22 protein-coding genes are annotated in these 25,299 nt (G+C 30.4%); 2 read left to right on the forward strand and 20 right to left on the reverse strand.

What is annotated here, in order from left to right; translation table 11 throughout:
- Positions 1 to 16: 16 nt before the first annotated feature.
- The 11 genes from E0D87_RS07190 to gmk form a co-directional block, all read right to left on the reverse strand.
- On the reverse strand, positions 17 to 1,006 hold the full coding sequence (locus E0D87_RS07190) for a tyrosine recombinase XerC (RefSeq protein ID WP_130819932.1): 990 nt from the start codon (positions 1,004 to 1,006) through the stop codon (positions 17 to 19).
- A gap of 492 nt (positions 1,007 to 1,498) precedes the next feature.
- On the reverse strand, positions 1,499 to 3,040 hold the full coding sequence (gene rny, locus E0D87_RS07195) for a ribonuclease Y (protein WP_423190632.1): 1,542 nt from the start codon (positions 3,038 to 3,040) through the stop codon (positions 1,499 to 1,501).
- A 139-nt stretch (positions 3,041 to 3,179) separates the two neighbouring features.
- On the reverse strand, positions 3,180 to 3,704 hold the full coding sequence (epsC, locus tag E0D87_RS07200) for a serine O-acetyltransferase EpsC (protein ID WP_130819933.1): 525 nt from the start codon (positions 3,702 to 3,704) through the stop codon (positions 3,180 to 3,182).
- The gene (gene cysK, locus E0D87_RS07205; RefSeq protein ID WP_130819934.1) at positions 3,691 to 4,608 is read right to left on the reverse strand and encodes a cysteine synthase A; all 918 of its coding nucleotides are present in this window, start codon (positions 4,606 to 4,608) and stop codon (positions 3,691 to 3,693) included. Before cysK ends, epsC begins: the two co-directional genes overlap by 14 nt.
- A gap of 108 nt (positions 4,609 to 4,716) precedes the next feature.
- Positions 4,717 to 5,385, reverse strand: a complete 669-nt coding sequence (gene tsf, locus E0D87_RS07210) for a translation elongation factor Ts (RefSeq protein WP_130819935.1) — start codon at positions 5,383 to 5,385, stop codon at positions 4,717 to 4,719.
- 10 nt (positions 5,386 to 5,395) lie between these two features.
- Entirely contained in the window at positions 5,396 to 6,232 is an 837-nt protein-coding gene (rpsB, locus tag E0D87_RS07215; protein ID WP_130819936.1) for a 30S ribosomal protein S2, read from the reverse strand.
- Positions 6,233 to 6,368: 136 nt separating this feature from the next.
- The gene (gene ftsY, locus E0D87_RS07220; RefSeq protein ID WP_130819937.1) at positions 6,369 to 7,526 is read right to left on the reverse strand and encodes a signal recognition particle-docking protein FtsY; all 1,158 of its coding nucleotides are present in this window, start codon (positions 7,524 to 7,526) and stop codon (positions 6,369 to 6,371) included.
- A gap of 8 nt (positions 7,527 to 7,534) precedes the next feature.
- Positions 7,535 to 9,901 (reverse strand): primosomal protein N', encoded by a 2,367-nt coding sequence (priA, locus tag E0D87_RS07225; protein WP_130819938.1) that lies wholly within the window; start codon positions 9,899 to 9,901, stop codon positions 7,535 to 7,537.
- A 4-nt stretch (positions 9,902 to 9,905) separates the two neighbouring features.
- Positions 9,906 to 11,078 (reverse strand): bifunctional phosphopantothenoylcysteine decarboxylase/phosphopantothenate--cysteine ligase CoaBC, encoded by a 1,173-nt coding sequence (gene coaBC / locus E0D87_RS07230; RefSeq protein WP_004834457.1) that lies wholly within the window; start codon positions 11,076 to 11,078, stop codon positions 9,906 to 9,908.
- Complete coding sequence (gene rpoZ, locus E0D87_RS07235; RefSeq protein ID WP_004834261.1) at positions 11,075 to 11,260, reverse strand: DNA-directed RNA polymerase subunit omega; 186 nt, start codon at positions 11,258 to 11,260, stop codon at positions 11,075 to 11,077. Before rpoZ ends, coaBC begins: the two co-directional genes overlap by 4 nt.
- Positions 11,253 to 11,861 (reverse strand): guanylate kinase, encoded by a 609-nt coding sequence (gene gmk, locus E0D87_RS07240; protein WP_004834222.1) that lies wholly within the window; start codon positions 11,859 to 11,861, stop codon positions 11,253 to 11,255. Before gmk ends, rpoZ begins: the two co-directional genes overlap by 8 nt.
- Positions 11,862 to 11,950: 89 nt before the next feature.
- Between gmk and E0D87_RS07245 the strand changes: the two genes are divergently transcribed.
- Positions 11,951 to 13,699 (forward strand): Rqc2 family fibronectin-binding protein, encoded by a 1,749-nt coding sequence (locus E0D87_RS07245; RefSeq protein WP_004834541.1) that lies wholly within the window; start codon positions 11,951 to 11,953, stop codon positions 13,697 to 13,699.
- A gap of 54 nt (positions 13,700 to 13,753) precedes the next feature.
- Here E0D87_RS07245 and E0D87_RS07250 read toward each other — a convergent pair whose 3' ends face one another.
- The 9 genes from E0D87_RS07250 to rpiB all read right to left on the reverse strand — a co-directional run bounded on the left by E0D87_RS07250 (position 13,754) and on the right by rpiB (position 23,753).
- Entirely contained in the window at positions 13,754 to 14,032 is a 279-nt protein-coding gene (locus tag E0D87_RS07250) for an HU family DNA-binding protein (protein WP_004834584.1), read from the reverse strand.
- An 81-nt stretch (positions 14,033 to 14,113) separates the two neighbouring features.
- Positions 14,114 to 15,025 carry a SurA N-terminal domain-containing protein gene (locus E0D87_RS07255; protein WP_004834255.1) on the reverse strand — a complete coding sequence of 304 codons (912 nt, stop codon included), beginning with the start codon at positions 15,023 to 15,025 and terminating at the stop codon, positions 14,114 to 14,116.
- The gene (locus tag E0D87_RS07260; RefSeq protein ID WP_130819939.1) at positions 14,997 to 16,061 is read right to left on the reverse strand and encodes a peptidylprolyl isomerase; all 1,065 of its coding nucleotides are present in this window, start codon (positions 16,059 to 16,061) and stop codon (positions 14,997 to 14,999) included. Before E0D87_RS07260 ends, E0D87_RS07255 begins: the two co-directional genes overlap by 29 nt.
- Positions 16,058 to 19,561 carry a transcription-repair coupling factor gene (gene mfd, locus E0D87_RS07265; RefSeq protein WP_130819940.1) on the reverse strand — a complete coding sequence of 1,168 codons (3,504 nt, stop codon included), beginning with the start codon at positions 19,559 to 19,561 and terminating at the stop codon, positions 16,058 to 16,060. The genes E0D87_RS07260 and mfd overlap by 4 nt, the downstream gene beginning before the upstream one ends.
- On the reverse strand, positions 19,561 to 20,142 hold the full coding sequence (gene pth / locus E0D87_RS07270; RefSeq protein ID WP_130819941.1) for an aminoacyl-tRNA hydrolase: 582 nt from the start codon (positions 20,140 to 20,142) through the stop codon (positions 19,561 to 19,563). Before pth ends, mfd begins: the two co-directional genes overlap by 1 nt.
- The gene (locus tag E0D87_RS07275; protein WP_130820192.1) at positions 20,143 to 21,132 is read right to left on the reverse strand and encodes a ribose-phosphate diphosphokinase; all 990 of its coding nucleotides are present in this window, start codon (positions 21,130 to 21,132) and stop codon (positions 20,143 to 20,145) included.
- Positions 21,122 to 22,522 carry a bifunctional UDP-N-acetylglucosamine diphosphorylase/glucosamine-1-phosphate N-acetyltransferase GlmU gene (gene glmU, locus E0D87_RS07280; RefSeq protein ID WP_130819942.1) on the reverse strand — a complete coding sequence of 467 codons (1,401 nt, stop codon included), beginning with the start codon at positions 22,520 to 22,522 and terminating at the stop codon, positions 21,122 to 21,124. The genes E0D87_RS07275 and glmU overlap by 11 nt, the downstream gene beginning before the upstream one ends.
- Before the next feature lie 3 nt (positions 22,523 to 22,525).
- A complete protein-coding gene (gene deoD / locus E0D87_RS07285) occupies positions 22,526 to 23,245 on the reverse strand; it encodes a purine-nucleoside phosphorylase (protein ID WP_004834290.1) in 720 nt (239 codons plus the stop codon).
- Positions 23,246 to 23,306: 61 nt separating this feature from the next.
- Positions 23,307 to 23,753 (reverse strand): ribose 5-phosphate isomerase B, encoded by a 447-nt coding sequence (rpiB, locus tag E0D87_RS07290; protein ID WP_004834575.1) that lies wholly within the window; start codon positions 23,751 to 23,753, stop codon positions 23,307 to 23,309.
- 134 nt (positions 23,754 to 23,887) lie between these two features.
- On the opposite strand from rpiB, the gene murC reads away from it, so the two are divergent.
- A complete protein-coding gene (gene murC, locus E0D87_RS07295) occupies positions 23,888 to 25,282 on the forward strand; it encodes a UDP-N-acetylmuramate--L-alanine ligase (RefSeq protein WP_130819943.1) in 1,395 nt (464 codons plus the stop codon).
- The last annotated feature ends 17 nt before the right edge of the window (positions 25,283 to 25,299 follow it).

The raw sequence follows: 25,299 nt of genomic DNA on the forward strand, positions 1-25,299 counted from the left end.
TAATTTCTTAAGCTTTTTAAATATCTAAATTCGATAAGGGATTTTTATTTACTGCATTTTTTAAATCATCATCATCTAAGTGTGTATATATTTGTGTCGTAGATACATTGGAGTGGCCTAAAATATCTTTTAAAGCTCTTATATCAACGTTTCCGTATTTATACATGAGAGTAGCAGCTGTATGTCTAAGTTTGTGTGTAGAATAAATCGAAGTATCAAAACCAGCTTTTTTAAGATATTTATCAATAGTGCTTTGGACGGCTCTATTAGATATTCTTTTTTTTCTGGTGGATATAAAGAGGGCATCAATATCCTTATCTCCAATATATTTTGCTCTAACTAGAATATAGCTATATATAAGTTGCAAACAATTATCTGTTAGATAAACAGTTCTTTCTTTATTACCTTTCCCTATAATGTTAAAATGATCATTAACTATATCTGTAATATCTATGCTAACAAGCTCTGAAAGCCTCATGCCAGTAGTTAGGAAAGTAAATACAATAGCCAAATCTCTAGATCTTAGAAAGTCATTTTTTTCATTATTAATTGTATCAAAAAGTCTTTCAGTTTCTGTTAATGTGAGGTAAACTGGCTGTCTTTGGCTAATTTTAGGATTTGATAACTTTTCACTGACATTTGAATTAATCACTTCAATTTCAGAGTAAAGATACTTATAAAAAGACTTTATTGCAGATATTTTTCTAGCTCTAGTAGATGCAGTATCATTTTTTTCGTTGTCCAGATAACTAAGATAAGAATAGAAATCTTGCAGGGTCAATGTTTCAAAAAAAGAAGGATTAATAATACTATTAATCTCATCATCATTAAACTCTTTGCTAAACTTAACTATATTGCCGAAATATATTTTTCTTACAATCATAAACCTAATGAGTAAATTAAGATCATAAGAATATTCTTTTATTGTATTAGAAGATAAGCCTCTAATAGATTTTAAATAATTCAAATAATCTGTTAAGAGAATAGGCTGGATAATTTCTTTCATAATAAAACCTCATTATATATAAAATTTATATTAATTGACTTTAGTCTGTTTATATATAGTAATTCTACCTTTTTTGTAATTAATTACAAATTATTGCACAAAATTACTATTTTGTGCAATAATTATTACGTCATTATACCTCTCTTCTTATGTAAAAATATCTTATTTAGAAACATTATTGTCATTTCCGATTTTTTACTTAAATATATTGTCTAATAGGAAAAAACATATATGGTCAAACCAATTCTAAAATCTAGTTAATACAATAAATAACGCTTCATATTTTGCGTTTTAAGCGATTTTAATTTTTAATTGATATTAATATACTCTTTATATAAGACCTAAACTTATAAATTTAATATTTTTATATTATTTTTCTTTTTTAAATTCGATTTAAGGAACCATTATAAATTATTTTATTATCATAAAAACCCCTCAATCTTATAATTTAGATTGAGGGGTTTGTTTAATTATTTTTGTTAAATACAATATTTATTTAGCAAAATCTATCGCTTTTGACTCTCTTAGTACGTTTACTTTTATTTCACCAGGATATTCTAATTCATCTTCAATTCTTTTTGCAATTTCTCTAGCAATTACAACCATTTCATCATCTGATATTTTATCTGGTTTTACTAAGATTCTCAATTCTCTACCCGCTTGTAGAGCAAATGATTTTTCTATACCATCAAATGAATTAGCTATTCCTTCTAAATTTTCTAATCTTTTAACGTATTTTTCCAAACTTTCGCGTCTAGCACCTGGCCTTGCAGCTGAAATTGCATCTGCTGTTTGTACTAATATCGATTCCACACAATTAGGCTCGACTTCTCCATGGTGAGATTCTATAGCATTTATTACATATTTATTTTCACCATATTTATTGGCCATTTCTACACCTAAACTAACATGAGTTCCTTCTTGTTCACGATCTATAGCTTTTCCTATATCGTGTAACAGACCTCCACGTCTTGCTGTTTGTGGATTAGCTCCAATTTCTTCAGCTAACATACCTGCTAGATTCGCTACTTCTACTGAGTGTTTCAGAATATTTTGGCCATATGAAGTTCTAAACTTCATTTTTCCAACTAATCTTACTAACTGAGGATGAAGATTAACAACTCCAGCCTTATTTACTGCTTCTTGTCCATCTTCCATAATTCTCTGTTCAACTTCTTCATCAGCTTTATTAATCATTTCTTCAATTCTAGATGGATTGATTCTTCCATCTTGGATCAATCTTTCTAGGGCAACTTTGGCCACTTCGCGTCTTACTGGTTCAAATGAAGAAATTACTACAGCTTCTGGAGTATCATCTATAATAAGATCAACCCCAGATACTTGTTCAAAGGCTCTAATATTTCTTCCTTCTCTACCAATAATCCTACCTTTCATTTCATCATTTGGTAAAGAAATAACTGAAACAGTATTTTCTGCTACTTGTTCAGCGGCATATCTTTGTATAGTAGTCGCCAATATTTCTGTTGCAATTTTTTTGCTTTCAGCTTTTACTCTTTCTTCAGCTTCTTTTATTAACCTTGCTGATTCATGAATTGTTTCACTTTTTACATTTTTAAGAATTATTTCTTTAGCTTCACTATTGGTGAGTCCAGCGATGTTTTGTAATTCCAATTGCTGTTCTTCTATTAACTTATCAATTCTGTCTTCTTTTTGTTTTAACTTTTTCTGATCACTAGAGATTTGATCAGATTTTTTGTCAATCAATAAAGAGCGATTGTCTAGACTTTCTTCCTTCTTTAACAAACGAGATTCTCTTTTATCGAGATCCTTTTTAATTTGTTTAAATTGTTCTTCATTTTCAGATCTAAGCTGAGATATTTCTTCTTTTGCTTCAAGAAGAGTTTCTCTTCTTAAAGCTTCAGCTTGATTGTTCGCATCTTCAATTATTTTTCTGCTAAGTTCTTCAGCAGAGTTAATTTTTGATTCACCAATCTTCTTACGATAAAGATATCCAGAATTAAAAGCTAGCAATACGAAGGCGACAGCTATGATAAGAATAACAATCGGGTTAATACTTTCAAACATCATATCACCTCCTGATTAGGAATTTTGTATTCCTATAACATTATACCATATTTTTATATTTATACTAAAATATGAAAGCAATTTTATAGCAAATAGATTAGTTCATAAAAAAATAGGAAGTATGCACTTACTTCCTATAAATAATCTTAGCTGGAGCACCAACAGCTGTAGTATCATCTGGAATATCAGATAGAACTACTGAATTTGCTCCTATTTTTACATTATTACCAACTCTTATATCACCTAACAGAACAGCGCCTGCTCCAAGCATGACATTGTTTCCTACAGTTGGATGTCTTTTTCCTTGTTTGTCAGAAACTGCACCTAGCGTAACAGAATGGTATATCAAACAGTCATCACCTACTTCAGCTGTTTCACCTATTACAACTCCCATACCATGATCTATGTAACATCTTCTTCCTATCTTAGCTCCCGGATGAATCTCTATCCCTGTTTCTATTCTCGATTTATAGGACATTTCTTGAGCCTCATATAGGCTACCATCTAGAAATAGTTTATGTGCGTACCAATGATTTAATAAAGCTCTTATTCCTGGAGAGAAGAGAGCAGCCTCTTCCCTGCTTTTTAAAGCAGGGTCTCTCTTTAAGGCGTTTTCTATTAGCTCTTCTTTATACTTTTTATAACTGTTCATTGTTATATAATTCAGTAGATAAGTATCTTTCACCCGTATCTGGTAGTACAGTTACCACTGATTTCCCTTCACCTAATTTATCTGCTATTTCTATTGCACCGCACACATTTGCTCCTGATGAAATTCCGACTGCTAGACCCTCATCACTTGCTAGTTGTCTACTCATTGCAATAGCGTCATCTGAAGCAACATCAACTATCCCGTCTAGTATTTCAAAATCTAAGTTCTTTGGTACAAAGTTGCCTCCGATACCTTGTATTTTATGGCTATCAGCTTTTCCTCCAGAAAGAAGTGGACTTTCTTTTGGTTCTATAGCATATATTTTAGTGTTTTCATTATTCTCTTTTAATCTCTTTCCTGTTCCTGTAATAGTACCACCAGTACCAACTCCTGCTATAAAGGCATCTGGAGTTAATTCTTCTAGTATTTCTGGTCCTGTGGTTTCGTAATGTGCTTTTATATTGGCAGGATTAGAAAATTGATCTGGGAAGAAATAGCCCTTTTCATCAGATAATTCTTTTGCTTTATCACAAGCACCTTGTAAAGCATTTTCTGTAGTTCTAATTACCTCTGCACCATAAGCCATAGCAAGTTTTGCTCTTTCTATACTCATAGATGCAGGCATTGTTAAAATAAGTTTGTAACCTTTTGCTGCTGCAAGAGCTGCCAAAGCAACTCCTGTGTTTCCACTAGTTGGTTCTACTATTGTTCCACCTTCTTTTAAATCACCATTTTTCTCGGCTTCTTCAATCATGTATAGAGCAATTCTATCTTTTATAGAACCTGCTACGTTATTTTTCTCAACCTTAACATATATATCAGCTCTACCATCTTTTTTTAATGATTCTAGCTTTAATAGAGGTGTATTACCTATTAACTCTTTGGCATTGTTTTTTATAGTCATATTATTCCTTTCATATAATATTTAAGTTGTTATATTAGTTATCCTTCTATATATACCCAAAAACTATATTTATAATAAAAAAGAGAGCACTAAGCTCTCTTTAAAATATTACATATTCATTTGGCTTTGAACTTCAGCTGCGAAATCTTCTTCTTTCTTTTCGATTCCTTCGCCTACTTCAAATCTTGCAAATCTTCTAATTTGTATGTTTTCTCCAACATCATTTGCTGTGTTTCTTAGATATTCTTCTATAGAAATGTCAGGGTTTTTAACGAATGGTTGATCTAGTAAGCAAACTTCAGAGAACCATTTTTTCATTCTTCCTTCAACTTTCTTTTCAGCAATCATTTTTTTCTTATCTTCTGGCATGTTGTCATTAGCTTCATTAATAGCTTGATTTACAAGGATTTCTTTTTGTTCAGCCACTACAGTTTCATCAGCATCTTCTTCAGAAATAAAAAGTGGGTTTACAGCTGCAATATGCATAGCTATATCTTTTGCAAAGTTTTTAACTGTATCAGTATTTGCTGAGAAATCTGTTTCTGTATTAATCTCTACCATTACACCAATTTTATCATTGTGAATGTAAGATCCAATTACACCTTCAGCTGCAACTCTTCCAGATTTTTTATCAAGAGTAGCTTGTCCTTTTTCTTTAAGGATTTTTTGGGCTTGGTCTATATCACCATTAGCTTCTTCTAGAGCTTTTTTACAGTCCATCATTCCTGCTGCAGTTCTTTCTCTTAATTCTTTAACTAATTTTGCACTAATAGCCATTTATATCTCCTTAATTTTCTTCTGATTCTTCAAGTGATTGTGACTTTAATTCTTCTGTAGCTTCTTTTATTTCATCGTCAGAAACTTCTTCTTCTGATTGTTGAACTTCTTCTTTTTCGTCTGTTTCATCTTCAACAAAATCTTCTTCTGATCCATCGAATTGGCTACCTTGATTTGCTTCTACTACTGCATCAGCCATAACTGAAGTTATTAATTTTACAGCTCTTATAGCATCATCATTTCCTGGGATAGCAACATCTACCTTGTCTGGATCACAGTTAGTATCAACTATTGCTATTACTGGAATACCTAGAATTTTAGCTTCATGAACTGCTATTTCTTCTTCACCTGGGTCAACAACGAAAAGTACATCTGGTAGTTGTTCCATTTCTTTGATACCACCAAGGTTCTTTTCTAATCTATCCATTTCTTTTTGATATTGAAGAACTTCTTTCTTAGGTAGAAGATCAAATGTGCCATCTTCTTCCATAGCTTCATATTTCTTAAGTTTTTCTATTGATTGTCTAATTGTACCAAAGTTAGTTAACATTCCACCTAACCATCTGTGAGAAACGTAGAATTGTCCACATCTTTTAGCTTCTTGTTCAATAGAATCTTGAGCTTGTTTTTTAGTTCCTACAAATAGAACTCTTCCGCCATCAGCAACTATATCACGAACTTCTTTATAAGCTTCTTCTATTTGGATAGCTGTTTTTTGTAAGTCGATGATATAAATACCATTTCTTTCAGTGAAGATGTATTTAGCCATCTTAGGGTTCCATCTTCTAGTTTGGTGTCCAAAGTGAACGCCTGCTTCTAATAATTTTTTCATTGAAACTACTGCCATAAATATTACCTCCGTTTATTTCTTCCACCCTCTTCGACTGAAGATATAACCTAAAAAGGCAACGAAATCTTCATCCAAGGATGTGTTTATTCGTAGTACTAATTTATAATACCATTTAATACGCTACATTTCAAGCTTAAAACATTGCTTCTACAAAACTTTCTGAATCAAAATGTTCTAAATCATTAACGCCTTCTCCAACACCTATATATTTTACAGGAACTTTTAGCTCTACTTGAAGAGGAAATATTACTCCGCCTTTAGCAGTTCCATCAAGCTTAGTAAGGATCAATCCACTTATATCAGTCACATTTTTAAACTCTCTTAATTGGCTTACAGCATTTTGTCCTGTAGTAGCATCTAATATTAGAAGGTTATCTCTATTTGCATTCTTTGCATGAGTATCTATTGTTTTGTTGATCTTTTCTAATTCTTTCATAAGATTTTTCTTGTTATGAAGTCTACCTGCTGTATCGCAAATTAAAACATCGACGTTTTTAGATTTAGCAGATTTTATAGCGTCAAATATTACAGCTGATGGATCAGAACCCTCTTGGTGTGCTACCATTTCAATATCAGATCTGTCAGCCCATTCACCTAATTGTTCTATAGCTGCAGCCCTGAAGGTATCTGCTGCTGCAAGCATAACTGATTTTCCTTCGTTTTTTAAACTATTTGCAAGTTTACCAATTGTTGTTGTCTTTCCTACTCCGTTTACTCCTATAACCAAAATAATAGATAGCTCATTATCTTTAATATTTAATTCATTGTTTAAATTATTCTCATCTAATTTTTCTATCATTATTTCTTTTAGAACAGGATATATTTCTTCTGAATTTTTAATATTTCTCTTTTTGATTTCTTCTCTTAATTGGTCTACAATTTCAACAGTTGATGTCATACCTATATCAGCAGAAATTAATATTTCTTCTAATTCATCATATAAATCATCGTCAATTTTTACATTTCTAGTAAATAAATTCTTAAGATTGCTAGTAAAACTATCCCTTGTTTTTGTCAATCCATTTTTTATTTTAGAGAAGAAACCAACATTTTCATCTGTATTTTTATTCTTATCATCTACTGAACTTATATTTTCAGGTTCTTTTATTGTATTATTATCTTCTTCTAAATTATCTTCGACTCCATCTAATGATCCATCAAGCAGTTTAGAAGTATCTTCGTTATCTTCCCCGAAATCACTTTCAGTAGATTCTTCTTTTGATAGTTCTACTTTTTCATCTTCTTTTTTTATTTCATCATCTTTTTTCTTTTTCTTAAAAAAATCAAACATATTTCCTCCTAATTTATATTTACAGGGTTAAGTGCAGGTATAAAGCTAGTATCTTTGTATAAGTTTATATATTCTTTTCTAATTTCAGTTATTTTACTTAATACATTATCTAAATCATAATCTCCAACTTTTATAAGTATATTATACCTAAACTTATTATTAATTCTTGATATTTTACACGGATTTGGTCCAATTATATCAACATTGTCGCTATATATTTTATCAATTAGTTCATTATGAAGTTTTTTAGAAACATTTATTGTTTTTGAGCGTGATTCATTTATAATTTTAATAGTAATTATATTTTTATATGGAGGATAATTAAAAGATTTTCTTAAATTCAATTCATGATTATAAAAAGAATTATAATCGTTATTCTTAGCAGATTGGATTACAAAGTTGTTTGGCTTATAACTTTGAATTATCACTCTACCATCTAACTTATCTCTTCCTGCCCTACCAGATACTTGAGTTAGAAGCTGAAAGGTTGTTTCATTTGCCTTAAAATCTCCAACATTAAGGCTTAGATCTGCAGATACGATTCCTACTAGTGATACATTTTTAAAGTCTAAACCCTTAGCAACCATTTGTGTACCAATCAGTATATCAATTGTATTTGATTTCATCCCTTCATACATTTTAAAGTAGCTTTCTTTGTTAGTGGCTGTTATTGAATCCATTCTCATTATGTTAGCCTTAGGAAACAATCTTCTAATTTCTTCTTCTAACTTTTCTGTACCTGCCCCAAATTCCTTAATTTTCTTAGAATGACAAACAGGACAAATCTTAGGTTGCTTATATGTTCTACCACAATAGTGACAAACTAGTCGATCAATATGTTTATGATAAGTCATCGCAACATCGCAAGCATCACATTTTATAACATGACCACATGACCTACAAAAAGTAAACGAATCATGCCCTACTTTATTTAAAAACAAAATTGTTTGCTCAGAATTTTCTAGGTTGTAGCTTATTTCATTAAAAAGCCTCCTAGATATCATCGAATAGTTTGATGCTTTTAATTCATCTTTCATATCCATTATTTCTACCTTAGGCATGTTATTGTTAACCCTGTTTTCAAGTTTTATAAGTTTAAGCTCACCTTTATTTACATCTTGCATGCTTGTTATAGATGGAGTTGCAGATGCTAAAATCAGATTACAAGAATTATAGTCAGCTCTTTTCTTAGCTATTTCTGCTGTGTGGAATTTTGGATCCATCGATGATATATAAGATTGGTCGTGTTCCTCATCAATAATTATTATTCCAAGATTTTTAAAAGGCGCAAATATAGCAGATCTTGCACCAATAGCTATATTTACCTCGCCATTATTTATCATTCTCCATTGATTAAACTTTTCTTTAGGAGTCAAATTCGAATGAAAGATTGCTATTTTTTCATTAAACCTACCCCTAAACCTTTCTATGGTTTGAGGAGTTAGGGAAATTTCAGGTACTAATATTATAGCTTGCTTTCCTTCTTTTAGTATTTCTTCTACAACTTGGAGGAAAATTTCTGTCTTTCCGCTACCCGTTACCCCATATAACAGGAATTTACCTTGCCTATCTTCATTTATTAAATTGAATGCTTTTTCTTGTTCATAATTTAAATCGAATTTCTTATAATCACTTTTTGCAAAGTTTATTTCCTTACTTTTTTCAATTTTCGTAATAAAAACAAGAGATTTTTCTACTAAAGAATCTAAACTTGACTTACTTGATTTTGTTTCTGATAATAATTTTTTAATATTAGTGCTACCATTTTCTTTTAGGTAATTAACTATTTCCATCTGCTTTTTAGCATTTGAACTAAGTTTTGTATTAATGTTATCATTTAAATTTGCTATCTCTTCATAAGAAACTCTTTGACTAGATTTTATATCAAAGGTCTGCTTTATTAAATTATTATCCAGATAATAGTCTAGCTTTTGCTTGTAATCTTTAAATTTCTTAGATACCTCACTTAGTTCTCTTTTTTTATTTAAGTAATCTAAAAATTCATCAGATTTATCACTTATATTTTCGTAAAATATTTTAATGTCTTTTACTTTAGTTGGCGGCATAACCTGTTTTAAGCTTGCTTTTATAGGAGACATATACCTTTTAGACATAAAAAAAGCTAAATCCATTAACTCATCTGAAATTAGCTTTCTATCATCAATTATCTCAATTATCTCTTTTATAGTGTAAGATGCATCAACTTCTTCTACAAGTTCGTATACAAAAGCTACTACTGTCTTATCACCCTTACCAAAAGGAACTAAAACTCTAGTAGCTGTTTGTATATTATCTAAAAATTTATCAGGTACTTTATATGTAAAGCTCCTATCTAAAAATCTACTATTGCTATCAATAATTACTTTTGCGTACAAATCATCACCTTAGTAAGTCTAAAATTTCATTTGCCAAATCTTCTTTTGTCATAAGATCAAGTTTCTTAATACCGTCATTTGATATTATTGAAGCTACATTTGTGTCAACGTTAAATCCAGCGCCCCATCTAGTCAAGTCATTCGCAACTATGTAGTCTAGATTCTTTCTTTTAAGCTTAGTCGTAGCATTTTCAATCAAATCATCTGTTTCTGCAGCAAAGCCTATGATTGTTTGATTTGTTTTTACATTTGCAAAGTGCTTGATAATATCGTTGTTTTCTATTAAATCCAAAGTTAGATTGTTTCCATTTTTCTTTATTTTCCTATCACTAGGATTTTCTACCCTGTAATCTACTGGAGCTGCAGACATTATAAGTGCATCCGCATCAGAAAAATCTCTTTCTATAGCTTCTTGCATTTCTTTGTTAGTGCGTACCTCTATTCTTTTAATACCATCAATTTCGATTGGATCAACAGGACCTGATACCAAAACAACTTCTGCGCCTCTTCTTTTGGCAGCTCTTGCTATATTGTATCCCATTTTACCGCTTGATTTATTAGTTATATATCTTACGAAATCAATAGGTTCTACAGTAGGACCAGCGCTTATTATTACTTTTTTCCCAACTAAGTCTTTATTTGTAAAATAATCTTCTAGATATTCAACTATTTTTTCTGGTTCTTCCAATCTGCCATCACCAACAGTATTACATGCTAAAAGTCCTGGCTCTGGTTTTATTACTTTTACTCCATAATCAACTAATGTCTCAATATTCTTTGATGTAGCTTTGTTCTTTAGCATATTAGTATTCATAGAAGGTGCAATGATTACATCTTTATCACAAGCCAAATATGATGATAATAGGAAATTGTCTGCAATACCATTAGCCATTTTTGCAATCGTATTAGCACTAGCTGGTGCAATTAAAAAAACATCCGCCCACTTTGGTAAATCTATGTGGTGTACACTTTCGTGGCTACCTTCGAACAAATCAGTGTATACTTTGCACTTGCCCATGGTTTCAAAGCTAAGTGGCTTAACAAATTCACAGGCTGAGGGAGTCATAATAATATTTAGATTTACATTTTTCTTCTTTAACCTAGAACATAAGTCTAAAATTTTATATGAAGCTATGCCTCCACAAACACCAATAAGTATATTTTTTCCATCTATCATTTTTTAGTAACTTTTTCTTCTATTATTTCGTGTAGAGCTTGAGTAACTGGTTTAGCCTCTACTTCTTTAGTTAAAGCAGCAGATCCATTTACGATTCTTCTAGCTCTTTTTGCACACATCATGCAAATTTCATATCTACTTGGACTTATTTCACCTAATTTTTTAAATGATGGATTATTCATCTTCACTCTCCTTAAAATCAATTTCACTCTCTCTAAATACTCTATGTTTTTCTGCATTTATTATTTCATTAACAGATGTAATAGCAGAGTTTAAGTGGTCATTTACAACCAAATAATCATAATCTTTAATATATTCTAGTTCTTTTCTGGCGTTATGCATTCTGATTTTAATATCTTCATCAGTTTCTGTTCCACGACCTACAATTCTATTTTTCAATTCAGTAAGAGAAGGCGGCGCCAAAAAAATAAAGACCCCATTATCAGTATTTTTCTTGATATTTAGAGCTCCTTGTACATCTATTTCTAATATTACAATTTTTCCTTCATTAATTTTATTTTCCACGAAATCTTTTGGAGTACCATAATAATTATTGTGAACATGAGCATATTCTAAGAACTTACCTTCTTCAATCATTTGCTCAAATTCGTCATGGTTTTTATAAAAATAACTAACACCCTCAATTTCGCCTTCACGTTTCTTCCTTGTAGTAGCTGATACAGAATAAACTAGATTGGTCTGTGTATTCATTAGATCATGTAGAACTGTACCCTTTCCTACACCAGATGGACCTGATATTACTAATAAAAATCCCTTTTTCATTCCGCCCCCTTATTATAGTTATTCTACTTTTAAGACTATTTTACTTCAAGTATGTAAAATTAATTGTATAATGCTAAAGAGGTGATTGTATGAGCTATGATGGAATAGTTACACGAAAAATAACTAACGAACTAAAAGAAAAGCTACTTGGAGGAAAGATTCAAAAAATAAGTCAACCTTCCAAGAACGACATAGTCTTTAATATATATTCAATGGGAAATAGCTACAAGCTTTTATTAAGTGCAAATAATAACGAAGCTAGAGTAAATATTACAAATATAAAATATGAAAATCCTGATGTTCCACCTAATTTTTGTATGGTTCTTAGAAAACATATAAATCAAGGTAAAATTGTTGATATTAACCAGAAGGGACTAGATAGAGTTATTATTTTTTCTATTTCTTCTATTGATGAAATGGGTTATGATACTTCTAAAAAACTTATCATAGAAATCATGGGAAAATATTCAAATATAATATTAGTTGATGATGATTTTAAAATAATAGACTCTATCAAAAGAGTAAATGATAAAATGTCATCAGTTAGGCAAATACTTCCTTCTCTAACTTATAGATTTATAGATGACAATAAAATTGATATTAGCGAGGATAGCTTTGTTAAAGATATAAAATATTTAGACCAGAAATTAGCTGACACACAAGTTCCTTATAAAATATTTCATGAAAACTACACAGGATTCTCTCCATCAGTTGGTAAGGAATTAATATATAGAGCCGGAATAGATGAAAGAATAAACTGGGGCTTAGTTAGTGAGAGTGAAAAAGAAGCTCTAAATAATGAGCTTTATGTTCTTAGGGAAAATATTCTTAATAATAAACTCTCAAGTTTCGTATATAAAAACAATATTAAAATCAAAGATTATCACACAATAGAATTTAAGCATCTAAACTTTGAAAAAGAAAAATTTAATTCTATGAGTGAATCTATTGAATTATTCTACAAAACCAACAAGACTAATGATAGATTAAATCAAAAGAAAACAGACCTAAGAAGAAAAATTGATTCTAATATAAAATCAATTAATAAAAAAATTAAAATTCTTGAATCAAATTTAGACCAAAAGCAAACTATAGATAAATTTAAAAAGATCGGAGATTTATTAGCAGCAAATATATATAAGATAGATAAAGGAGATAATAGCGTAACTGTTCTTGACTATTACAATAACAACACAGAAAGAGTTATAGATATAGATCCTAAAAAAAGTCCTTGGGAAAATGTAGACAGTGCTTATGCTAGATCTAAAAAACTTAAATCTTCTTATGATTACGCAATAAAAGATTTGCCTAAACAAAAAGATTTACTATATTACCTTGAGCAAACTAAAGATTTTATTACACGTTCTTCTAGCATTGATGATTTGGAGGACATTAGAACAGAACTTGAAGAATATAACATTATAAAGAGAAAGTCTAATAAAAAGAAAAAATCATCAAGAAAATCTAAACCATATCACTATAGAACAAAGAATGAATGTGATATATACGTGGGCAAAAATAGTAAGCAAAATGATTATATAACATTAAAATTAGCTAACAAAGATGATTATTGGTTTCACATAAAAGACCATCCTGGAAGTCATGTCGTCCTAAGAAATGAAGATATAAAAGATAATGATATCATTCTTGCAGCTTATCTTGCAGCAATTAATTCTTCAGTTAATATAGGAACTAAAATTGATATAGACTATACAAAAAAGAAAAATGTCAACAAACCTAAAGGTGCAAAACCTGGAATGGTATATTACACAGATTTCAAAACAGTAACAATAGATACTTCTTTAAGTTATATGGATGAATTAAAAGAAATTAAATAATTAAAAAAACCGGTTCTTTATTTCAAGACCGGTTTTTATTTTCTAAATTATAAACTATTTATTAACAGCTTCTTTAAGAGTTTTACCCGCTTTAAATACTGGAGCTTTAGAAGCTGGGATTTGAATTACTTCTTCAGGTTTTCTTGGGTTTCTACCTTCTCTAGCTTTTCTATCTCTTACTTCAAAAGTACCAAAACCGACTAATTGAACTTTTTCACCTTCAATTAGTGCTTCAGTTACAGTTTCTAAAAATGCATTTAAAGCTTTTTCTGATTCGCTTTTTTTAAGTCCGCTTTTTTCTGAAATATTAATTAATAATTCTGATTTATTCATATTTCCTCCTATAAATCAATATAATTCTGTTTAACTCTAAGATAGATTATACATATGAAATAAATTAATTTCAAGCTTTGTCTAGATATACACCTTTATTTTACTAGACTTTATTAATTTATTTAGATAATCTTCATAAGCCTTTTTTTGATAAACACTTTTTGCGTTCATAAGTAACTCATTTTCATTTTCGTTATATGAATTGATCATAGCTATAATGTATTTATCATTATATTTAAACACATCACTAGGTCTATTTTTTTCTGTTAATTTAGATGCTTTTAACACTTCATCATCCGAATATGCAAACTCTGAATTAACTATATCATAGTTTCTGACACTTTTATTAAGATATTCATTGAATTTCTTTGCGTTAGTTATGTTTTTTTTGATATCTTTAGCTTCATTTTCATCATCAAATACAATGAGATTATACTTATACATTTTTTGATATTTTTTATTCTTTTTATAGAAATCTAAAACATCTGAATCTCTAACACTTTGTTTTGAAACAAACATTTCGTAATGAGATTTTCTTATGGCATCATTAAATATAATTTCATTGAACAAATTACCATTGGCATTCAAAGCGTCAACATTAGCTCCTAGGGAATCTTCACCATTCATAGATTTTTTTAAATTATCGGTTAGCTTTATGACATTGTTATCATCAAGTTTTATTTTGTTTTTCTCCAAATCTGACAACATTATTTTATCTTTTATCATAGAATCTAATAGTTCTTTTCTTAATATTTCGTCATTAGTTAAACCATTTTTATTCTTCTCAGATAGGTAATTATCTCCATAAAGCTTACTATAGTAACTTTGATAGAATTTCAATTCCTTGGAATAGTCCTTGCTACTTATTTCTTTACCATCGACAACGGCAACAGCGTCAGTTTTATTTGACGATCTTTTGCATCCAGTAAGTACTAAAAATGCTAAAATAGCATAAAAGATTAGCTTATTTGTTATCGCCCTTAGATTCTTCATCGTTATTTTCTTTAGCATCTTGATCGTTAGACTCAGCTTTGTTATCTTCTGTTTTTATTTCAGTTTCAGATTCTTTATTGTCCTTATCAGTAGCTTCATCTGTTGTTTGATCTGTTACAACATTCGATTCTTCATGTAATTTTTTGATGTAATCTGCATATTTTTGATCTTTGATTTTTTTGGTAATTTCTTCTTTTGAATCTTCAAATGAATCTTTGATAGAATTTACTTTAATGATGTGATATCCAAATTGAGATTTTACAGGAGCGCTTATTTCTCCTTCTTTCATAGAAAATGCAGCATCTTCAAATTCTTTAACCATTTGTCCCTTAGCAAATGCTCCTAAAGCACCACCATTTTGTGCACTTGCGGTATCTTTTGAATATTCCTTTGCAAGGCTTGCGAAGTCTTCACCATTGTCAAGTCTAGCTTTTATGTCATTTGCTGTTTGTTCATCTTCAACTAATATGTGAGATGCATCCACCTTGGCAAACTCATCTTTGTTATCTTCGAAGTATTTTTTTATTTCATCATCTGTTACTTTGTTATTTTCATCGAACCATTCTCTATGTTTTTTATACATTAAATCTTTTTTTAATGTTTCCTTAAATTTATCAAGTTCCATATTGTAGTCATCTAAAGTTTTATCAAAGTTTTCTTGACCACCGAAATTTTGAACAGATTGCATCAATGCATCTTCAACTTCTTTATCATCAACTTTGATATCATTTTTCTTGATGTCATTAGCAATTAGCTTATCTTGAACCATCATAGTTACAATAGAATTTTTAAGTTGTTGTTGACTAGCTAGCATAGATGCGTAGAAACTAAGCTCAGATTTATAATCATCTTTGCTGATTTTTTCACCGTCTACTATAGCAACAGTTTTATCATCTAATTTTTCTGATGATTTCTTATCTGCTTGTTCAGTTTGTTCAGTTTTGTTAGTATCCGCCTTGTCACTATTATTATTTGAACTACATCCTGCAAATAAAAGTGATGCCATAAGCATTACTGGTATAATTTTGTTTTTCATTGTTTACTCCTTACTTTCTTAATAATTTTCAATAATTCATAAGTATCCATTAGTTTAGTTTTAGATACTGGAATCATAAAGGCTGGTTTAGTTGAAAGGTCAAGAGACATATCTCCCTCAAACGTTTCATTAATCTCAGCTAATTCTTCAAAGCTAAATTTATCTTTATCTTTGAAATATATGTTCACATTACCCTTTTTTTCACGAATTTCACTAAATTTCAGTTCATCTGCTAAAGCTTTTATCATAGAAATATACATTAAATTATCTACCATAACTGGTATATCACCATATACGTCAATTAAGTCTCCAACCAATTCATTATAATCGTCATCACCCTGTATAAGTGCTATTCTTTTATAAATCTCGATTTTTTGGGATTGATCTTCGATATAGAAACTAGGGATATATCCATCTACCTTGATGTCTATATAAATATCTTCTTTATCTTTTATTGTTATTTCCTTACCACTTGCTTTTTCAACTGCCTCTTGAAGGAATTTGACATATAAATCATATCCTATAGCCTCTACATGTCCACTCTGACTTTCTCCTAAAAGATTGCCAGCTCCTCTTAGTTCAAGGTCTTTCATTGCAATTTTATATCCAGAACCAAAATCAGAAAAGTCTCTTATAGATTTTAGCCTCTTCTCACTTATATCTGTTAATATTTTTCCAGTTCTATAGGTGAAATAAGCATATGAGGATCTATTGCCTCTCCCAATTCTACCCTTAAGTTGATAGAGCTGGCTTAGTCCCATCATGTCTGCATCATAGATAATCATTGTGTTAACATTTGATATATCCATACCTGTTTCTATGATTGTGGTTGATAATAATACATCAATTTCACCATCAATAAACTCAAGCATAGTTTTTTCAATTTGCTTAGGACTTACTTTACCATGGATTATAGCAACTGTAGACTCAGGAACTAGGTCTTTTATATGGTTATATAATTTCTCTATATCATTTACTCTGTTATATACAAAATAGACTTGTCCACCTCTAGAAATCTCTCTTTCTATAGCTTGCTTTATAATTGAATTATCATATTCAATTACATAAGTATTAACAGGCATTCTCTCTTCTGGTGGCTCATCAAGAGTTGATAGATCTCTTATACCTGATAGAGACATTTGTAAAGTTCTAGGTATAGGAGTAGCTGATAAAGTCAATACATCCAAAGATGACTTGAATTCTTTTAGCTGTTCTTTATGTTTCACACCAAATCTCTGTTCTTCATCGATTATGAGTAAACCCAATTTTCTGTAGGACACATCTTTAGATAAAAGCCTATGGGTTCCAATGACCAAATCAACTTTTCCCGCCTTTAGGTCTTTTATTATTAGATCATTCTTATTCTTTGAATTAAACCTTGATAGCATCTGTACATTTACCGGAAACTTTGCAAATCTTTTTCTAATAGTCTCATAATGTTGATTAGCAAGAATTGTAGTTGGTACCAAGAAAGCGACTTGATAACCATCCATTATAGCTTTAAAAGCAGCCCTAATTGCTACCTCAGTTTTGCCATATCCAACATCACCACACAACAATCTATCCATAGGTTTATCTGATTCCATATCAGATTTAATTTCATTTATAGATCTTATTTGGGAATAGGTTTCCTCAAAAGGAAATGAGTTTTCAAAATCATTTTGCCAAGCTGTGTCTTTTGAGAAAGCATGACCCTTAATTTTTGACCTTTCGGCATAAAGTTTAACAAGGTCATCTGCTATCTCGTCGACAGCTTTTTTCGCTCTCGCTTTGGCTTTTTGCCATGTTGGCGTTCCTAGAGAAGATAATTTTGGACTTTCTCCCCTGCTACCGATATATTTGCTTACCAGGTTCATTTGATCTACAGGAACAAATAGTTTGTCTGTGCCTCTGTACTCGATAACAACAAAATCTTTCTCAGTATTATTTACTTCGATTTTTTCTAAACCTTTATATAAGCCTATACCATTATTTTCATGAACTACATAATCCCCGATTTCAAGATCAGAATAATTTATTATATCCCTAGATGATGTCTTTTTCTTAGAATTCCTTACCTTGCTTTTTCTTACATTTCCATATATCTCTTTATGGGTAAATACATAAAAGTCCAAAGCAGGTATATAGTAACCATTTGAACTCGATTTTTCACTTATTTTAATAGGATTTATTGAAAAATCAGCTTCATAATCAGTTTTTGAAACTTTAAAATGGTCTTTCTCAAGATATGCTTCATATAATTGATCTCGAGTTTTTTCATTAGATGATAGCACCAATATTTTAGATCCTCTATCCGCTAATTCTATAGTTCTGTTTATAAAAAAATCAACTTTTCTATTGAAATTTTCAGATTCAATTGACTTTATTTCAATAATCTTTTTGGGATTAAATTTTTTAGATTTTTTTAAAATTGATGTTAGATTTAGTAATCTAAACTTTTCCAATCCGTTATAAATATTTTCTATAGGAATTCTTACATTCTTGAAGTTTCTACTTACTTCACCATTTTCCATTTGTAAAGTTAAATCTTCTAAGAAACTTTCGGTAGTTTTTTCATAATTATCTATTAACCTAGTTACATCATCAAAAAATATCAATGAATTTTTCGGAAGGTAATCTAAGAAATTATCATAATTACAATTCCTATAAGCATTTATAAGATCTTGGTTTGCAACATACATACTGTCTCTAATGTATGAGATTATCTGCTTATACTTATTAATAAATTTCTGTGTGTTTGAATCACCATTCTTTTTTTTAGAAGATATATCCTTATCAATGTTATCAATTACTTTATTATAATCTTCATTACTATAAATCAGTTCGCTTACAGGACCAACTTCAACATCAGATATAATTTCTAAGGTCCTCTGACTATCCTTATCAAAAAACCTTATAGAATCTACCTCGTCATCAAATAACTCTAACCTAATAGGATTGTCATAGTGAACTGGCCAAAAATCTATAATTGATCCTCTTTTTGCGAAATCACCTTTACTCTCAACAAGATTAGTTGGGTTATAACTTAAACTTATAAGTTTTTGAATAAAGTAATTAACATCAATCACATCTTCATCCTGTATTTTAACAAACCCATTGTTAAATTCGTCTAAAGTCGTTAGCTTATTGGTGATAGCATCTAAAGATGTTATTATAACATATTTTTCATTTTTGGATAATTTAGTTAGAACATTTATTCTCTGTGAAAGGTTTTCATTATCAACAGCTTTTATATTGTAAAAATTAATATCTAAATTCGGGTAGTAAATGGCCGAATCTTCACAAACGCCATTGATATCATTAACGTATTCTTCTGCTTTTTTTTCGTTTTCAGCAATCACTAGACAAGTTTCGTTAAACTTCTTAAACAAAGTAAGGACTAAATGAGGTTTAAATCCATCAGTTAGTCCTGATAAGTATATAGGTGAGTAATCATCTATATAATGTTCAATTTCTTCGACTTGCTTTAAAGAATTTATATTTTTTAATATATCATCCATTAATTATCTTCCAATAGTTTTACTGAATTAAACTTATTCATAGACATGTCAATGCTGGATTCAATCATAGTTTCAATTGAATCAGCAGCAAGTTTTATCTCTTCTCTTATAGCCTCGGCTTCTTTTTCTGTAAAACCGCTTAGAACAAAATTAGCAAGATCCATATACTCTGGCTTTTTGCCTACTGCAATTTTTATTCTAGGAAATTTATCATCTTGAATTTGGTATATTATAGATTTCATTCCATTGTGTGTTCCAGCTGAACCTTTTTTCCTAATTCTGATAGTTCCAAATTCAATATCAATATCATCATATATTACTATTAATTTATCTATATCAAATTTATAAAAATTTATAATTTCTCTAACAGCTTCTCCAGAATTATTCATATAGGTTTGGGGTTTTACAAGCATTACTTTTTGGCCAGAGATTACTCCCTGGCCGTAAAGTGACTTAAATTTTGACTTCTTAACGTCGATCCCAAATTTATTAGCTAAATAATCTATTGTCAAAAAACCTGCGTTATGTCTAGTATTTTCGTATTTTAATCCAGGATTACCTAATCCTACAATACAATACATCTATCTACCATCCACAAATAAACCGCTTATAGATTCGTAAGTATTTATTCTATGAATTGCCTCAGATAAAAGTGGAGCTATTGACATTTGTGTAATCTTATCTATTTTCTTTTCTTCTGGTAGAGCAATTGTATCTGTAACTACTACTTCTTTAACGTTTGATTTGTTAATTCTTTCAATTGCATTACCACTAAATACACCATGAGTAGCCACAAGATATACATCTTTTGCACCGTTATTTATCAAGAATTCTCCAGCATTAGTAATGGTACCTGCTGTATCAATCATATCATCAACAATTATTGCATGTTTACCTTTGAAATCACCAATTACAGACATTACTTCTGATACATTTGGTTTTGGTCTTCTTTTTTCAATTATAGCTATAGGTAATTTTAAGTAATCTGCAAATTCTCTAGCTCTTCTAACCCCACCCAAGTCAGGACTTACTACAACGAAGTCATCTGGTTTATCATAAGCAATATCTTTAAAGTGTGTTGATAGATGTCTAATAGCTGAAAAATGATCAACAGGTATATCGAAATATCCTTGGATTTGACCTGCATGAAGATCCATTGTAATAACTCTATCCGCTCCAGCTGTTGTCAACAAATTTGCAACAAGTTTTGCTGTTATGGGTTCACGGCCTCTAGTTTTTCTATCTTGTCTGGCATATCCATAGTAAGGAACTATAGCGTTAATATATCCAGCTGATGCTCTTCTACATGCGTCAATTAAAATTAACAGTTCCATCAAGTTATCATTAGTTGGATTTGATGTTGGTTGCATTATATATACATCTTTTCCTCTAATTGATTCATTAATTTTTACAGATATTTCACCATCTTGGAATTTTTCGATATCTGCTTTCCCTAATTCTACACCAAGATATTTTGCAACGCTTTCAGCCAATGTTCTATTAGAATTACCTGAAAGTAGTTTCAATTCTCCTCTTTGGATGTATGAGCCACCATTACAGTTAGATGTCATTTCTTCTCCTTTGTCTTTCTTCATCTCTTTTTTTCTTCTTTTCAACATAACCAGCGATATTCTTTTGCTCAGCACGTTCTATTGATAATTCACCTTCACTAATATCTTTTGTGATTGTAGAACCTGCTGCAACATAACCTTCGTCGGCAATATTTACAGGCGCAACTATATTGGAATTTGATCCTATGAATGCATCATCTCCAACAGTAGACCTATGTTTAAATTTACCATCATAATTGACAAAAATCACGCCGCAGCCAATATTTATATTTTTTCCAAGATCTGCGTCGCCAATATATGCCAGATGTCCCGCCTTTGTTCCATCTCCTAAACTTGCATTTTTCACTTCTACGAAGTTACCTATATGGACATTTTTTCCAAGTTTTGCTTTAGGTCTTAGGTGTGAGAATGGACCAATATCACTCGATTCTTCCATCACGGAATCTTCAATAACTGAATTATCAATTTTAACATTGTCATGTATAATTGAATTCTCAATCCTACAAGAACCTTCAAGAACACAATTACTACCTATTACAGTATTTCCTAAAATCTTAATATTTCCTGACAATACTGTATCACTTCCTATCTTAACATTAGGATCTATAGTTACTATATCAGGTGTCTCGATTATAACACCATCTAACATGAATTTGTCGTTGATTCTTTTTCTAATTATTTTGCCAGCATCAGCTAATTCTTTCTTATTATTAATACCATAAAATAAACTAGGATTAGGGTTTACAAATGCACTAGCTTTCTTTCCAGCATTTGCTATTATTGATATACAATCAGTAAGATAAAGTTCATTTTGATCATTGTCAGTTTTTATATTTTTTAGAGATTCTTTCAATTCTCTACCTTTGAAAATATAAATACCGGTATTAATTTCATCAATATCAAGCTCATCATCAGATAAATCCCTATGTTCTGTGATTTTTAGAAATTCTCCATTAGATGATCTTATTATTCTGCCATAACCACTTGGATCAGTTACTTTTGTTGATAGCACAGATACACCGCTATCACTTTCCTTGTGGCTTTTGACAAAACTTTCTAAAGATTCTTTATTTATAAGAGGTATATCACCATTTAAGACCAGTACATCATCTTCATCTTCTATATAATCAGTTGCAAGCGAAACCGCATATCCTGTTCCATATGGGTATTCTTCTCCAATTTTTTGTTCAATAACTATATCATTGTCAAACATTTCTTGAATTATTTTTGTGTTTTTCCCAGAAATTATAATAGTTTTTGAATCTTTGATCTTACTTGCATCATATACATATCTTACTATTTCTTTATTATTAATTTTGTGAAGGACCTTAGAAATGTTAGATTTCATCCTTGTACCTTCACCAGCTGCCATTATTATAACTTTTAACATATTTTATTCCGGAGCTACTTCTAAGGCAAGTTTCATCATGTTTGTATATGAATTTTGTCTATTTTCTGCACTATCAGCAACGTTTTCTACCAAAGAGTCACTTATAGTAAATATACCTAGGCCCTTTTTGCCGTGTTTTCTTGCTGCCATGAAAAGTCCATAGGATTCCATTTCTACACATAAAACGCCATATTTTTGAAGATTTTCAAATACTTCTTTAGGCATATCATTATAGAATTGATCAGATGAGTGAACTTGTCCACAATGAGTTGTATATCCTAGTTTATTTGATGTTTCGTATGCTTTTAACAGCAAATCAAAGTCAGGTGTTGGTGAGAAATGTACATTTCCAAATAAGTTGTCATTTATTGAAGATTCTGAACACGCTGAGTTAGCTATTACTATATCATGAAGTTTAACATTTTTTTGCATACTTCCTGCTGTTCCAACCCTAATAATTGTATCAACGTCATAGAAAGCGAATAACTCATTATAATAAATCATAGCTGATGGTATTCCCATACCGCTGCCCATTACTGAAACTCTTTTTCCATTATAATATCCAGTAAATCCAAGCATTCCTCTAGTATTGGTAAATTCTTCAACATCTGTCAAAAAATTGTCCGCAATAAATTTAGCTCTCAAAGGATCTCCTGGCATCAATACTGTTTTAGCTATTTGATCAGCACTAGTTGCTGAAATATGTGGTGTAGGTATTGTCATTTAAACTCCTTTAAATTTAATCTCAACTTATATAATAACATTTTTGATAGAATTATAAAACTTAATTTAAGTTTTCTTCTATAGCACTAATTTTATCTACTCTTCTCTGATGTCTGCCGCCTTCAAATTCTGTTTTAGCAAACTCATCAACTATCATCTTGCAAGTTTCACTTCCAATAACTCTTGCTCCCATGCAAAGTACATTTGCATTGTTATGAGCTCTGCTCATCCTGGCGGAAAATGCTTCAGAAACACAAGCTGCACGTATTCCCTTTATTTTATTTGCAGAAATACTCATTCCTAATCCAGTACCACAAATTAAAATCCCCAAATCAGCATTCTTGTCTAAGATTTCTTGACAAGCTTTTTTTGCAAAATCGCTATAGTCAACAGATTTATTTTCATAGGCACCTACATGGATTACCTCATGTCCAAGAGACTCTAATTCTTCCTTTACAACTTCTACCAAATCTAGACCACCATGGTCATTTCCTATTACAAATTTCATATAAACTCCTTCATTTATAGTATACTTTTAGCTTAATTCTAATCAATATTATAAAGTTACTTGACATATTTGTTTGTTTAAATATGGTATAATAATGTTAAATAAAACATAAGAAAAAAAGTTAAGGAGCATTTATGTTTAAATTTAATTTAGATAAACATGATTATAAATATATACATTTTATAGGTATTGGTGGTATATCCATGAGCGGGCTTGCCCAATTATTAATATCAAAGGGATATAAAGTATCAGGATCTGATAGATCAGAAAGTAAAATAATTAATCATCTAAGAGAAATTGATGCTAAAATTTACATAGGTCAAAGAAAAGAAAATATAACTAATCCTGATCTTGTTGTGTATACTGATGCAATTCTTGATGATAATGAAGAATTAATAGCCGCTAAAAATGTCGGTTGTCCTGTAGTTACAAGAGGAGTATTTTTGGGTGCACTTATGAGAAATTATAAGAATTCAATTGCAGTATCAGGATCTCATGGCAAATCTACCACTACATCTATGATTTCAAAGATTCTTATGCATTCTGATGTAGATGCTACTATCCTTTTAGGTGGAGAGTTAGACGAGATGAAAGGTAATGTTCGTGTTGGTAGTGAAGATTATCTAGTAACTGAAGCCTGCGAATATAAGGGTAACATTAAATACTACTATCCACAAACTGTAATTGTCCTTAATATTGATGAAGACCATCTTGATTATTACAAAGATTTAAACGATATAGTTAATACTTTCAAAGAATATTTATCTAACCAAGATGAGAATTCACTTACTATAACAAACCTAAACGAAGAAAACAATAAACTCATATTTGATTCGGTTAAAGGTAGATTAATAACCTATGCTCAAGAGAATGAAGATGCTGATTACAATGCTATAAATATCAAATTCGATGAAGTTGGAAGACCTAATTTTGATTTAAGATTTCCAGATGGATCTATTGAACACTTCGAACTTGGTGTTATTGGAAGACACAACATAAACAACGCTATGGCATCTATAATATCCACTTATGAAAATGGCATACCTGTCGAAACTATCAAGACTAACTTGGTAAAATACACTGGTTTAGATAGAAGAATGCAAATAATTGGTTTTGTAGATGATGCTACTATAATGACTGATTATGGTCATCATCCATCTGAAATTCAAGTAACCTTGGATGCCTTAGCTGAACACACTAAGGGGAAGCTTATATGCGTTTGGCAACCACATACTTATAGCCGAACTAAAACTCTATTCAATGATTTTCTAAATTGTTTTGATTCAGCTGATGAAGTAATAGTAACAGATATCTACGCAGCAAGAGAAAAATTCGATCCTACTATTCACTCTAAAGATGTGGTAGATGCATTAACCAAAAAGGGAATAAATGCCAAATACATTGGTGAATTTGAGGATGCTAGAGATTATATTTACAAAGATATTGAAAAAAATGATTTAGTATTAACCACAGGTTGTGGTAATCCAGATGTACTTGCCAGAATGATTGTTGAAGATCAAAATAAGTAATTTAAAAGACTTTCTAT

This window comes from Anaerococcus vaginimassiliensis (genome assembly GCF_900626155.1).
Classification (GTDB): Bacteria; Bacillota; Clostridia; order Tissierellales; family Peptoniphilaceae; genus Anaerococcus; species Anaerococcus vaginimassiliensis.